The organism is Paraburkholderia sp. WS6 (assembly GCF_030464835.1).
In the GTDB taxonomy this organism is placed as follows: domain Bacteria; phylum Pseudomonadota; class Gammaproteobacteria; order Burkholderiales; family Burkholderiaceae; genus Paraburkholderia; species Paraburkholderia madseniana.
The window spans coordinates 117,767-131,287 of the sequence record NZ_JALQCK010000002.1; the positions used below are offsets into that span (position 1 = coordinate 117,767).

Here is a 13,521-nt window from a genome sequence, read left to right on the forward strand (position 1 = left end):
ACAGGTGGACCACAGGACGTACAACACCTGCAGTCCGGCACGAAGCCGCAAGAGCTCGTGCCGTCGAAATCTGCCTGACGTTACAGCCTGTCAGGCGCCAGCAAGTCCGGCCTGCACTTTCGACGCGACGTCGGAAGGCACCCATTGCTTCCACATCTCCGGATGCTCGCGCAGGAATTGTGTGGCCATGGCTGAACCGTCGAGTTTCTTCGTGCTCATTTCGAGGATCGTGCTGTTAAGGAAGTCCATCGGAAACTTGACCTTGCCGAGCATCGACACGAGTTGCGGGTCGGCGTCGTAGAACGGCGTGGATACGCCTACCGTGACATGCGAGACCATGTACGAGGAAGCGCATTGCGAGGTACTGCTTTCGTCGCGCAAGGTCTTCCAGCACGCGTCGTTATAGGCAGGCATCTTCAGTTCGACGAACCTGTACTTCGCCATCAACGCAGCCGGGCCCCAGTAATAGAACACAATCGGCGCGCCGCGTTGGTACGCGGAAGCGATAGCAGCATCGAGCGCGGCACCCGTGCCTGGGTGGAAGTTGGTGTAGCTCGCATCGAGATTCAACACCTTCAGCAAGCGCGTGTTGACCCGTTCGCAATCCCAGCCCGTCGGACAGTTGAGAAAGCGGCCCTTGTCCGGTTCCTCGTCGTCGGCGAATACGCTCTTGTACTTGGGCAGATCGGTCACTGAAACAAGACCTGCGGCGACCGGCTTGATACCGCGTTTGGGATCGCCCTTCACCACGTATTCCGGCACGAACCAGCCTTCCTTCGTGCCGCCCGGCAAGGTGTCGCCTACCAGCTTGACGCTGCCCGAGGCCACGGCCTTCGCGGTGATCTCGCTGCGTCCGGTCCACTGTTCGGCCCACACCTGCACGTCGTTGTGCGCGAGCGCGGTTTCGGTGGCGGCCGTGCTGCCGGGCACGACATCGGTCTTGCAACCGTAGCCCTTCTCCAGAATCTGCCGCAGCACCTCAGTCGCGAAGGAGCCGCTTTCCCACGTAATGCCGGCGAAATGCACCGTCTTGCCTTGCGCGCACCAGCTATCCGCAGCGTGCGCGGTGACGCCGGTCAAAGTCATGGCGGCGGCGCACAGCACCGCCCGAAGTTGTCTGAATTGCATCGTCGATCACCCTTGGAGCGTTGAATTGCATTGAGCCGGCACGCGCGAGAGGCCGAACCTCTGCCTCACATGCCGGTGAGGACACGCCATGCGCTCAAGCGAGCAGGCGCTTCTCGAACGGATAGTCCGACAGCAGCTCCACGCGGCCGTCGTCGCGCACATACACCTGCTCTTCCAGCTTGACGCCTTCGCCGCCATCTTCATGGCCGATATAGCTTTCGATGCATAGCGTCATGCCGGGCTCGATCACGCCGTCATAGCCCTTGGCGTCGTTGTCCTCGCGATGGACGATGTACGGATACTCGCCGGTCATGCCGACGCCGTGCGCGAGCGCGAAATAGCGGCGCGCCTGGTAAGGGCCGGGAATCTTCCAGGCCCTTGCGATGAACTCCTGGAAGGTGGTGCCGGCGCGCACGTTCTCCATGTTCGAATGCACCTGTTCGTAGGCCAATTTGTAGAGCGTTTTCTGTGCCGCCGTGGCGGGAGCGTCGCCGCACAGGAACGTGCGCGAGAAGTCCGCGTAATAACCGAAGCGCCCAACTACATCCGTATCGAGGCCAACGAGTTCGCCTGTCTGGATCTTGCGCGGGCTGCTTTCCTGGAACCACGGATTGGTGCGCGGACCGGAGCTGATCAAACGTGTCTCCACGTAGTCGCCGTCCGTTTCGATGATGTGCTTGTGCAGATGCGACCAGAGTTCGTTTTCGCTGACGCCGGGCACGAGCGCGGCCTCCAGCTTGCGCACGCCCTCTTCCGCTGCACGCAACGATGAACGGATCATCTTGATCTCGTTGGGCACTTTGATCGAACGGGCCCGTTCGAGCGGTTCCTGTGCGTCGCTGATCTGATAGCCGCGCGCTTGCAACGCAAAGGCCGCCGCCGACGTCGCGCTTTCGATGGCGATGCGTTTGCCGCCGCCGCTCTGCCTGACCAGCTCGTCGATTTCGTCGGCCCAGCGTTCGGTGACGCGACCCAGCATGTCGTCGCAGAAGTAATAGGAAATCGCGATGGCGGGCCGTACTTCGTCGACAGTATCGAGTCCGTCGGCGAGAAAGTCGCAGCCGGCGTATTCGAACAGCACGACCTTGCCTTCGGCCGGTACGAACAGATAGCGCGCCGGATTGCGCATCGAATATACCTGCATGTTGCGCGAGCCGGTCGCGTAGCGCATATGCGTGGGGTCGAACAGGATCGCGGCGGTCAGATCGCGTTTTTTCAGTTCGCGGCGCACGGCGGCAAGCCGGTCACGCTGGATCTGCGCGATTTCCTCCACGGTCGGTTCGCAATCTTCCGGGCGGTGGGTCGGGCGAATAATCGTCATGTTTTTGAAGGGGACGTGGGGTGGTTTGAGAAAAACAGCTTCAATCGACGAGGTTGTCAGCGCGCACGAGCCGCTGCTCGGCTTCCAGATGCATTTCGGAAACTCGTCCATACAGTTGGCGCGTACGTTCGAGCCGACCGATCACACCGGGCTTCTGCGAGTACGCGAAGATCGCCGTATGCCGGTCGATTCCGCCTTGCACCCTGGTGACGCGGTGCAGTGAAAAACGTCCCTTGAACAATTGCAGATCACCGGGTTGCAACGTGATCACGTTGATCGGCGCACGGGTCTCGCCGCGCACCACGCTGCCCACGTCGCCATAGTTCTCGCCCTGGGGAGAACGGATGTTCGGGCAATACTCGAAATCGCCGCCCGCCTCCGGCTGTTGCGTCATCATCGAGACGATGAATTCGTTGGTGTCGTAGTGCCACGGCTGTTCGGTGCCCGGCGGCATGACGTTCTGAACCAGTCCGGCATAGGGATCCGCGTATTCCCAGACACGCGCTTCACCGAGGCAGGCGGCAACGAAGCGCTTCATCGCGAGAGCCACATAGATGCGATGCACGATCGCATCGGCGGGAATGACATCGCGGGTGACGAAGCCGCTGGTGCGGTCCATGAAGACGCGGCGCGGATCGTCGGCGGGCAGCGACGGATCGTCCGCCGTGAAGTAGGCATTGACCTTACGAGTCGAAAAGTAGGTCTTGGCCGCCAGCGCCACGCCCTCGGCCCGCGCCTGGACGAGCGCCTCAGGCCGCAGGAAACCGTGCAGCACCGCGCTGCCGTTGCCCGCCAGGTGGGCGCGGCAGCTTGCGACCAGCTCGCGCATACGGGGGTGGTCCGGATCGTGCAACGGATAGCGCCCGGTATCGACGATGTCGCTCAAATCATTGCATTCGGCATCGGCAAGAGGAAGGACTGACACGGCGGGACTCCAGATTAGGGGTTCAGACTGATTTGTGACGCGAATTGTTTTCGACAACAATCACCTCACTGACGCCCCCATGTTTTGATCGCCAAATTTCTTTGGAAAGCGAGTAATTCCGATGGCTTCCATCAGCGGACCCGATTGGTCGAAACTGAGTTCTCTTGACCCCGAACTGGTGCGGGCGTTCGTTGCCGTGGTCGATAGCGGCGGATTTACCGCGGCGGCCAGATTGCTGCACCGCACACAGTCGACCATCAGTCTGCGGATTCGCACGCTGGAGGACCGGCTGGAAACGCACATGTTTCTGCGTAACAGCCGGCGGTTGGCTTTGTCGCGCGATGGCGAGAATTTTTTGATTCACGCGCGGCGCATTATTCAGGTGCAGAACGAGGCGATTGCTGCGCTGAACCGGAGTAATAGTGATGGGGTGATCCGGTTTGGGTTGCCCGAGGATTATGCGGAGTTATGGCTGCCTGAGTTGCTCAAGAAGTTTTATGCGCTTAGGCCGGGCGCGCGGCCGCATATTCATTGCCGGATGTCGTTGGAGTTGCTGGAACGGTTGCAGGCTGGGGAGTTGGATCTGGCGCTAGTGGTGCGGCATGGGTCGCAGACTAGCGGGCGGCATCTGGGGCGTGAGGAGGTGGTGTGGGCGGCGCATCGGGATTTTGTTTTGGAACCTGGGGTTCCTGTGCCGCTGGCTTTGTTTCCTGAGACTTGCTGTTATCGGCAACGGGGGCTTGAAGCGCTTGCCGCGCTTGAGCGGCAGTATCAGGTTGTTTATACCAGTCAGAGTCCTACAGGGATTAAGGTTGCTGTTAATCATGGGGCGGCTGTCACTATTATCGATCGGTGTACTTTGCCCGATAACTGGCGGGTGCTAGGAGTTCAGGAAGGGCTGCCGGTTTTGCCTCCGGCTGACCTTGAGTTGCATCGGGCTTCCGTTAATCGGGATCCTGCGGTGGATGTGCTTGCTGGGTTGATTGAGGAGATGGTGGAGGAGAGGCGCAACGTTGTTGTTGGAGTTGCTGCTTAGTTTTTTGCTGTTTTTTTTGCCTTGCGCGGCGCTTGTTTGTCAGTGTTCTTGGGGCTTTGGCCTTTCCTTGAATTGGTAGTGGTCTATTAGTGTTGCCCCTGTGCGGGGCGGCACTTACTTCTCTTTGCCGCCGCAAAGAGAAGTAAGCAAGAGAAAGCGGCTCAAACCACTCCTGCTAAGTGGGCACCGTTGTTTGCATAGGGTAGTGGTGCATCTGGAATCTGGGTTCGTGCACCGGCATGCGCTTGTGACAAGGGACTCATTCTTCCGGCGGCGCTGCGCGCGCCGAAGCGTACTTCTTAACACCGTCTGGTTCGCCCCCCTTCTCGCTTCGTCCTGCATCTCGTTCGGTCGCGCCGTACCTCGCCTTAACTTGGCTTGCCTCGCGTGTTGTTCGCACGATCTTCAATCGAATAATTCGGATCGCAAACGGTTCGCGGTTCGGTTGTCACCTCCCCCGCACTTGCTCCATCGGTGTTTCCGATTGGTGCCATCAGAATTCCTCGCTTTGCAAAAAGTATTGTCCGGAAAATCATGCGTCGGCCACTTGCCAAACCATTCCGGAGATCTTATGAAAAAGAAAGTCCTCGCTGTCGCCCTGGTCGGCGTCGTCGCCTCCCCCGCCTTCGCGCAAAGCAGCGTGACGCTGTACGGAGTCATCGATGAAGGGATCGACTATACGAATAACGTGGGGCACGGTAGCGTCGTGGAACTCGCCAGCGGTTACGCTCAAGGCAGTCGCTGGGGCATGAAAGGCTCGGAAGATCTCGGGGGTGGTCTCAAAGCAATCTTTCAACTCGAAAATGGCTTCGATCTGAATTCCGGGCGGCTCAATCAAGGCGGTCGGATGTTCGGGCGGCAAGCCTATGTGGGGCTGAGCAGCGATCGCTTCGGCTCCGTTACGCTTGGCCGTCAATACGATTCGGTCGTCGACTATCTCGCGCAAACCACCGCCAACGGCAATTGGGCTGGCTATCTGTTCGCACACCCGTACGATAACGACAACACCGATAACTCGTTCCGTGTCGATAACACCATCAAATACGCAAGCCCGGATTTCTCGGGGTTTCAGTTCGGTGGCACGTATAGCTTCAGCAACGATACGAATTTCGCCAACAATCGTCAGTACAGCTTCGGCGCTCAATACGCAAACGGCGGTCTGCTGGTCGCGGCGGCCTATTTGCAGGCGAATAATCCCGGCGTGGGTTCCAACGGCGCAATTACCGCCAACGATGCAAGCTTCATCGCCGGCCGCATGCGCGTGTTCGGCGGCGGGATCAATTACACGTTCGGCTCAGCAACCGTCGGCTTCGCCTATACCAATTCGAACTACAAGGACCCCACCGGTAACGGCTATATCGGCATCCCGCTCGCCGCGAACGGCGTCCTGCTGAATACGCTCAAATACCAGAACTTCGAAGTCAACGGCAAATACCAGATCACACCCGCGTTCTTTGTCGGCGCACAGTATGTGTACACGATGGAGACATACGACGCCTCAACAGGCAGTGTGAAGCCAAAAATCCACTCCGTCGGACTAATGGCGGACTACAACCTGTCCAAACGCACGGACATCTATGTTCAAGGCGAGTATCAGAAGGTCGCCGGCAGTTCTACCAACTCGATTCTCGACGACGCATTCATCCCAGGCACGCAGTCTCCCTCGTCAACGCAGACTCAGGTCGTGGCGCGCGTGGCACTTCGCCATAAGTTCTAAAAGGCGCGTCGTCACGCGTCAGCTCGATCACTCAAGGCAAACACGGAATGCGTGGCTCGCCTTGCATTCCGCTGTCAATCCGCTCAACTTGACTCCCGGCAGATACGAAGGTAACCTACGAAGGTAACCTTCACATCTGCCGGTATGTCCAGCAACGACACTCAGCCCACACGACCCTTCTCCGATCCCGACGCGTTGCATGCAACGGCGGAAGATTTGCGCGTACTTGTCGGCAAGTTGCGCCGCCGGTTGCGCGAAGAAGCCCATGTGGGCGATTTCACGCCGTCGCAGGTGCAGGTTCTCAGTCTGCTGGAACGCGAAGGTCCCGCAACGGTCACCACGCTCGCGCGCATCCTCGGTATGCGGCCGCAATCCATGGGCGAGACCCTTTCAGTTCTGAAAGCGGCCGGGCTCGTGAGTGGCGCACCAGACCCGAACGACGGGCGGCAAACCGTTCTCTCCCTCACGCCCGCCTTCCGCAAGAAAATCAAGGCGAGCCGCGCGGCACGCGAAGACTGGCTATTCCGTACCATCCGGACCCGCTTCTCCGCCGCCGAACAGAAACAACTCGCGATTGGCGTCGACTTGCTCAAACGCCTCATCGACTCGTAACTCTCAGGAAAACACCATGGCCCTCACTACGCTCGACGCAAAGACCGCATTGGTCGTCATCGATTTGCAGCAAGGCATCGTCGCGCTGCCCACCGCCCACCCCACCAGTGAGGTCGTCAAGCGCTCGGTTGGTCTGATCGATGCATTTCGCCGTCACGGTCTGCCGGTCGTGCTCGTCAACGTGGCGGGCGGCGCGCCCGGCCGCGCGGAACAGTCGCGTCCTGCCGGTGACTTTCCCGCCGGCTTTGCGGACCTCGTTCCCGAACTGAATCAGCAGCCGTCGGATCATCTGGTGACCAAGCGCACCTGGGGTGCGTTCACGAACACCGACCTCGAAGCGTATCTGCGCAAACAAGGCGTCACGCAAGTGGTACTGGTCGGCGTGGCCACCAGCATCGGCGTCGAGTCCACCGCGCGCTTCGCACAGGAACTCGGCTTCAACGTCACGTTCGCGGTGGACGCGATGACGGACATGAACCTGGACGCTCACACCAACAGCATCACGCGAATCTTCCCGCGCCTCGGCGAAACCGGCTCGACGCAGGACGTCCTCGATCTGCTCGAGACATCGCGCGCATGATCATGTGTCTGAACCGCTGCACAGTGCGAATCGTCCACGCGGGGATGTCCCGGTGAGTGGCACATTCCGTTCACTGCGCACGTTCAACTACCGGGTCTGGGCCAGCGGCGCAATCGTCTCCAACGTCGGGACATGGATGCAACGCACCGCGCAAGACTGGCTCGTGCTCACTGAACTCACGCATCACAATGCAACCTCCGTGGGCATTGTGATGTCGCTGCAGTTCGGGCCGCAAATGCTCCTGCTGCCCCTAACCGGCTATGCGGCCGATCATTTCGATCGCCGCAAGCTGCTGTTCGCCACCCAGGGGGCGATGGGCACGTTGGCGTTATGCCTTGGGCTTCTCACCGTGACCGGCCTCGTGCAGTTATGGCAGGTCTACGTGTTCGCGGGCTTGCTCGGCTGTGTCACCGCGTTCGATTCACCGGCGCGTCAGACCTTTGTCTCCGATCTGGTGAGAGAAGCCGATCTGTCGAACGCGGTCGCGCTGAACTCCACCTCGTTCAACGCGGCGCGCATGATCGGGCCTGCCGTCGCGGGGCTGTTGATCGCCTCAGTGGGCACGGGCTGGGTGTTTCTGATCAACGGGCTCTCCTTCGTCGCCGTGCTCGGTTCGCTGCGCATGCTGCGCATCAGCGAACTGAATCTGAAACCACCTGCGACCCGCACGCGCGGCAGCTTCGTGGAAGGCTTCAAGTATGTGTGGACCCGTCCCGATCTGAAAGCCGCGCTGTTGATGATGTTTCTGATCGGTACGTTCGGGCTGAACTTCCCGATCTTCATCTCGACCATGTCGGTCACCGCCTTTCATGCGGGTGCGAGTCAATACGGTGTGCTGAGCTCGACCATGGCAATCGGCTCGGTAACCGGAGCGCTGCTTGCCGCACGCAGAGCGAAACCTCGCATGGCTCTTCTGCTCGGCGCAGCGGCGGTTTTCGGCGTGGGCTGCACGGTTGCCGCGCTAATGCCGAACTACGTATTGTTCGGCCTGGCACTCGTCGTGGTTGGCGTGGCGACACAGACGTTCAACACGTCGACGAACAGCCTCGTGCAAATCTCCACCGAGCCGGCCATGCGTGGCCGGGTCATCGCGATCCTGCTGGCCATCGCGCTAGGCGGCACGCCGCTCGGCGCGCCGGTGGTGGGTTGGGTCGCGGACCACTTCGGCCCGCGTTGGGCGCTTGGCGTCGGCGCTGCATCAGGCTTCGCCGCGGCGATCGTCGGCTTGATGTATCTGGTGAGGTACCGCCAGTTGCGCGTGTATGTCGAGGCGGGGCGTTTGCGCTACAGCATTGACGACCCGCGCCAGGCGCCGCCTTATGTCAGTCCTGTTACGGCAGTACGGAATGCCGTGTTGAGCGAAGAGGAAGAGGAAGAGGAAGAGGATTCGTCCGCTGGGGTTTAAGGGCCGCTGCGCAAAGCGCAACGAAGCGCCCCGTTATTTCGTCGAGCAACGCGGCCGGCCCGCAGCTATACTCGTGTGCATCATGAAGCCCGCCGCATGGTCATCCAGCCGCAGTTGCCAAGCCGATCCGGCGTGCGCGCACGCGCGCCTCGCCACGGCGCGCCTCAATCCCCTGCTGAACGTAATTCTCGCTTTCTGGGCGATCTGGCATTGCCGTCACGCACGGCCCCCGTTGTTCTCTCTGCATCCGCTCGCCTGAACTGAATCCGGCGCCGCCATCCGCGCGGCTCTTCCGATTTTTTCGTCACTCCGCGCGCCTGATGCGGAGGACGATGCACGCACCAACGCGCAGAGAGAACCGACATGCAATTCGCCCACGAACAGGAAGCGCTAAGTTTCCTCGAACAGAATCCCGATATCGATCTGATCGAACTCTTTATCGTCGACGCCGCCGGCGTGCCGCGCGGCAAGCTGCTTCATCGTGAAGAACTACTCGCCGTGTATCGCAGCGGACGGCCGCTGCCGAGCGCGATCATGAATCTGACCATCAACGGCGACGACACCGAAGACAGCGGCCTCGTCTGGGACGTGGGCGATATTGACTGCCGCGCCTATCCGCTGCCGGGTAGCCTCGTGCGTCTGCCGTGGCGCAAGATGCCCACCGCCGCCGTGCAGGTTCAGATGCACCCCGAAGAAGGCCTGCCCGCCAGCGTCGCCGATCCACGGCAATTGCTTGCGCGCATCGTCGACGATCTGCAAGCGGAGGGTTTCTTTCCGGTGATGGCGTGCGAACTCGAGTTCTATCTGCTGGATGCAAAACTCGACGCACAGGGTCGTCCGCAACCCGCGCTCGATACCGACGGCCGCCGTCCGCGAACAACCCAGGTGTATGGCCTGCGCGAACTCGAACAGATCGAACCGTTCCTGAAGGATCTCTACGATGCCTGCCGCGAACAGAACATTCCGGTACGCACTGCGATTTCCGAATACGCACCGGGCCAGGTGGAGATCACACTCGAACACGGCCCCGCGGTCGAAGCGATGGATCATGCCGTGCGCTACAAGCGCATCGTCAAAGGGGTCGCGAACGCGCACGGCATGAGCGCATGTTTCATGGCGAAGCCGTTCGCCGACATCGCAGGTTCCGGCATGCACATGCACGTGAGCCTCGCCAATGAAGCCGGCGACAACCTGTTCGCCTCAGAAGACAAAGCCGGCACGCCACTGCTGCGCCAGGCCGTGGGCGGCATGTTGCACGGTCTGCTCGATTCGATGCTGATGTTCTGCCCGAACGCGAACTCGTATCGCCGCTTCCAGGCAAACAGCTACGCGCCGTGCACGCCGACATGGGGCGTCGACAACCGCACAGTCAGCCTGCGCGTGCCGGGCGGTCCGGCGCCGAGCCGGCACGTCGAACATCGCGTGTGCGGCGCCGATGCGAATCCGTATCTCGCTGCCGCGGCTATTCTCGCGGCCTCACACCACGGCATTCGCGAACGCCTTGACCCGGGCGCGCCGATCGAAGGCAACGGTTATGCGCAAGCCACCACACTGCTGCCCACCGACTGGTTGAGCGCCTTAAACGCGCTCGAACAGTCAGACTGGGCGAGGGACGTATTTGGCGCAAAATTCCTTAAGGTGTTCCTGGCGATCAAGCGCGCCGAGTACCGGCAGTTCATGGGCGAAGTCGGTGAACAGGACTGGCGCTGGTATCTGAACCAGGCTTGATTGCTTGTCACTGCGTGTCGCCTGCACGCTGCTGATTCATTAAAAAAGCCGCGCCTGAAAAATCAGGCGCGGCTTTTTAACTACGGCAATACTGCTCTATTGCTTACTTCGCCACCGGCATCGTGAACTCGGCACCCTTCGCGATGCTATCCGGCCAGCGCTGCATGATGCTCTTATAGCGCGTGTAGAAACGCACGCCTTCTTCGCCATATGCATGGTGATCGCCAAACAGCGAACGCTTCCAGCCGCCGAACGAGTGCCATGCCATCGGCACCGGAATCGGCACATTGATGCCGACCATGCCCACCTGAATCTGCCGGCCAAACGCGCGCGCCACACCACCATCCGACGTAAAGAGCGACACGCCGTTGCCAAACTCGTGCGCATTGATCAACTCGACCGCGCTCGCGAAATCGGGCACGCGCACCACCGCCAGCACCGGGCCGAAGATCTCTTCCTTGTAGATCTTCATCTCGGTACCGACCTGGTCGAACAGCGTCCCGCCGATGAAGAAACCGTCTGCGTTCGTGACCGGATGCGCGCGGCCATCGACGATCAGCTTCGCGCCTTCCGCCACACCCGAGTCGATATAGCCGGCCACCTTGGCCTTATGTTCGGCTGTAACCAACGGGCCCATTTCAGCGTCGAGGTTCTCGCCGTTCTTGATCACCAGCGACTTCACGCGCGGCACCAGGCGCTCGATCAGTTCATCGGCGACATTGCCCACCGCCACCGCGACCGAGATCGCCATGCAGCGCTCGCCTGCCGAACCGTACGCGGCGCCGATCAAGGCGTCCACCGCCTGGTCCAGATCGGCGTCCGGCATCACCACCAGATGATTCTTCGCGCCGCCGAGCGCCTGCACGCGCTTGCCGCGCTTCGATGCTTCCGTATAGATATATTCGGCGATCGGCGTGGACCCGACAAACGACAGCGCCGCGACGTCCGGGTGTTCGATCAACGCATCCACGGCCACCTTGTCGCCGTTCACGACGTTGAACACGCCATCAGGCAAACCGGCTTCCTTCAGCAGTTCGGCAATGCGCAACGACGCCGACGGGTCACGCTCCGACGGCTTCAGCACGAACGTGTTGCCGCAGGCAAGCGCAACCGGGAACATCCACATCGGCACCATCACCGGGAAATTGAACGGTGTGATCCCCGCCACTACGCCCAGTGCCTGACGCAGATTCCAGTTGTCGATGCCGCCGCCGATCTGGTCGGTGAAATCGGTCTTCAGCAGATTCGGAATGCCGCAAGCAAACTCGACCACTTCGATGCCGCGCACCACCTCGCCTTGCGCGTCCGTGAACACCTTGCCGTGTTCGCGGGTGATCAGCATCGCCAGTTCGTCGTGGTGTTTGTTCAGCAGCTCCTTGAACTTGAACAGAATGCGGGCACGCTTGATCGGCGCGGTTTCGCTCCAGGCGGGAAAGGCAGTCTTGGCGGCCTTCACCGCCGCGCCCACTTCCTCAACCGATGCCAAAGCGACCGAGCCGGTCACCTGGCCGGTGGCGGGATTGAACACGTCCTTGAAGCGGCCGCTGGTCGATGCAGCCGGTGCACCGCTGATGTAATGCCCCAACTGCTGCACCGACAACTTCGCTTGTTCGTTCACTGCATTCATTTCGTTCCTCGTGTACGGGATAGGCCGCAAGGGTTGACCCGCCAACTGTATCGACGGCGCCGGTCATATTCCCGATACAGCACAATAAAACCGCGCCTCACTGTATTGTTTTTCACGAGGCAACTGTATTGGCCGGTGGGGCCGGCGCAACGTCAGGCAAAGACGCCCAACTTAGCGCCATTGCTCGGTCAATTCATTGGCCAGCACCATCTTCTCGCGGACGAGCTCGATAAAGTCTGCGTCCGCGCCGTTCTGCGCCTTGAGGAATTTCAGCGCCGCGGAATGAACGGCTCGCATCGACCGGCCGTCGATCCCGGCCATGCGCGCCGCGCTGCGACGCGTTTCCTCGACCAGATCGCGCGCGCTGCTGAAGTCGGGTGACAGGCCGGTCTGCGCCTCGAACCCGGCGCGCAATCCGGCCGCATAGTCACGCGACTGCCCCAGCCGGTCGACGTCGATCATCAGATCAACGCCGTCGGCCATACGCAACGCACAGAGAATCCATAGCGCAACGAAGGCTCGATACGCGTTATTGCCTTCCGCCGTGCGCGCGTATTGCTCGCACGCCATGGCGTAAGCGTCATCCGAAGTGGGCACGGCAGGCGGCAAGCTCACGCCGCAGATTTCGATGGCCTGCCGGACCAAGGGCTCCGTCTGGTTCAGGCCCAGCACGCGAAACGGTGCGGCCACGAAAAACGGATTGCTCCATTGCTGATTAAGCAGCCACCCCGAGGCGAACTGCGATGCGGGATTTCGCAACACGGCTGCATGCATGACCTGCGGGAAGGCTTGCTTGAGCCACGGCAGCCGGCCCGACGAACGGCAAAACTTGAAGACGGGTACGCTGCCATGCTCGGCGGTGCGTTCGCACAGGTTGGCCAGATAGGCCTGCAAGGCGGGGAATTCCGTGTCGGGTGCAGGTGCAAAGCGATCGGTGCCGAAGCGCTTCCTGTATCCGGCTACGCCGCGCGCGCCCTCCTGAAGAAACGGCCGGTATTCTTCGAAATACGGCGCGGCGAGCGGCGGGTGTCCAGAGGTCAACGTAGGACGGGACGCGGAAACGTCGGCGAGGCTCAGATCGGCGAGTACGTTGCTGAACGGCTCATAGAATCCAGTCACGGAATCAAGTACGCGCAGACGCGACCAGACCCACGTTCCTGCGCTGCGCCAGCCCGTGTGCAGAAATACTCCCTGTTTCGGGGCACTTTGTTGCGCGGCGACGCCAGGACTCGGTCCTTGTGACAACGGCATGGGACTTCTCTTCAAATGGAAGTAGTAACGATTCGACGGACGGCAGGTGCTGCCTGCCCCATCTCGCTCAATCGCCCACTTTAGCGAGTCAAGCTGTCGACTTCGTTACGGAGGTATCAGTCTACCTTGCAAGAACGTCTTGTGACGCACTGGAACAGCGCATCCAAACGCTTTAAGCTGCCAGACTCCCG

At 60.8% G+C, this 13,521-nt stretch carries 11 protein-coding genes; 6 read left to right on the top strand and 5 right to left on the bottom strand.

Annotated features, from left to right (window positions below; genetic code table 11):
- Positions 1–90: 90 nt before the first annotated feature.
- The 3 genes from M0D64_RS03060 to M0D64_RS03070 all read right to left on the bottom strand — a co-directional run bounded on the left by M0D64_RS03060 (position 91) and on the right by M0D64_RS03070 (position 3,374).
- Entirely contained in the window at positions 91–1,086 is a 996-nt protein-coding gene (locus tag M0D64_RS03060) for an ABC transporter substrate-binding protein (protein ID WP_308101761.1), read from the bottom strand.
- A 136-nt stretch (positions 1,087–1,222) separates the two neighbouring features.
- Positions 1,223–2,449: a Xaa-Pro peptidase family protein gene (locus tag M0D64_RS03065; protein WP_266256565.1), complete on the bottom strand. Its 1,227-nt coding sequence runs from the start codon at positions 2,447–2,449 to the stop codon at positions 1,223–1,225.
- Between the two features lie 40 nt (positions 2,450–2,489).
- The gene (locus M0D64_RS03070) at positions 2,490–3,374 is read right to left on the bottom strand and encodes a hypothetical protein (protein ID WP_266256566.1); all 885 of its coding nucleotides are present in this window, start codon (positions 3,372–3,374) and stop codon (positions 2,490–2,492) included.
- Positions 3,375–3,495: 121 nt separating this feature from the next.
- On the opposite strand from M0D64_RS03070, the gene M0D64_RS03075 reads away from it, so the two are divergent.
- The 6 genes from M0D64_RS03075 (at position 3,496) to M0D64_RS03100 (ending at position 10,452) form a co-directional block, all read left to right on the top strand.
- Entirely contained in the window at positions 3,496–4,410 is a 915-nt protein-coding gene (locus M0D64_RS03075) for a LysR substrate-binding domain-containing protein (protein WP_266242467.1), read from the top strand.
- 571 nt (positions 4,411–4,981) lie between these two features.
- Positions 4,982–6,127: a porin gene (locus tag M0D64_RS03080; protein WP_266256567.1), complete on the top strand. Its 1,146-nt coding sequence runs from the start codon at positions 4,982–4,984 to the stop codon at positions 6,125–6,127.
- Between the two features lie 144 nt (positions 6,128–6,271).
- Entirely contained in the window at positions 6,272–6,739 is a 468-nt protein-coding gene (locus M0D64_RS03085; RefSeq protein WP_266242471.1) for a MarR family winged helix-turn-helix transcriptional regulator, read from the top strand.
- Between the two features lie 16 nt (positions 6,740–6,755).
- On the top strand, positions 6,756–7,319 hold the full coding sequence (locus tag M0D64_RS03090; protein ID WP_266242473.1) for an isochorismatase family protein: 564 nt from the start codon (positions 6,756–6,758) through the stop codon (positions 7,317–7,319).
- 52 nt (positions 7,320–7,371) lie between these two features.
- Positions 7,372–8,724: an MFS transporter gene (locus tag M0D64_RS03095; RefSeq protein ID WP_266256568.1), complete on the top strand. Its 1,353-nt coding sequence runs from the start codon at positions 7,372–7,374 to the stop codon at positions 8,722–8,724.
- A gap of 363 nt (positions 8,725–9,087) precedes the next feature.
- Positions 9,088–10,452 carry a glutamine synthetase family protein gene (locus M0D64_RS03100; protein ID WP_266256569.1) on the top strand — a complete coding sequence of 455 codons (1,365 nt, stop codon included), beginning with the start codon at positions 9,088–9,090 and terminating at the stop codon, positions 10,450–10,452.
- 103 nt (positions 10,453–10,555) lie between these two features.
- Here M0D64_RS03100 and M0D64_RS03105 read toward each other — a convergent pair whose 3' ends face one another.
- Positions 10,556–12,079, bottom strand: coding sequence for a CoA-acylating methylmalonate-semialdehyde dehydrogenase (locus tag M0D64_RS03105; RefSeq protein WP_266256570.1), 1,524 nt, complete (start codon positions 12,077–12,079; stop codon positions 10,556–10,558).
- Between the two features lie 171 nt (positions 12,080–12,250).
- Complete coding sequence (locus M0D64_RS03110; RefSeq protein ID WP_266256571.1) at positions 12,251–13,330, bottom strand: hypothetical protein; 1,080 nt, start codon at positions 13,328–13,330, stop codon at positions 12,251–12,253.
- Positions 13,331–13,521 lie beyond the last annotated feature (191 nt).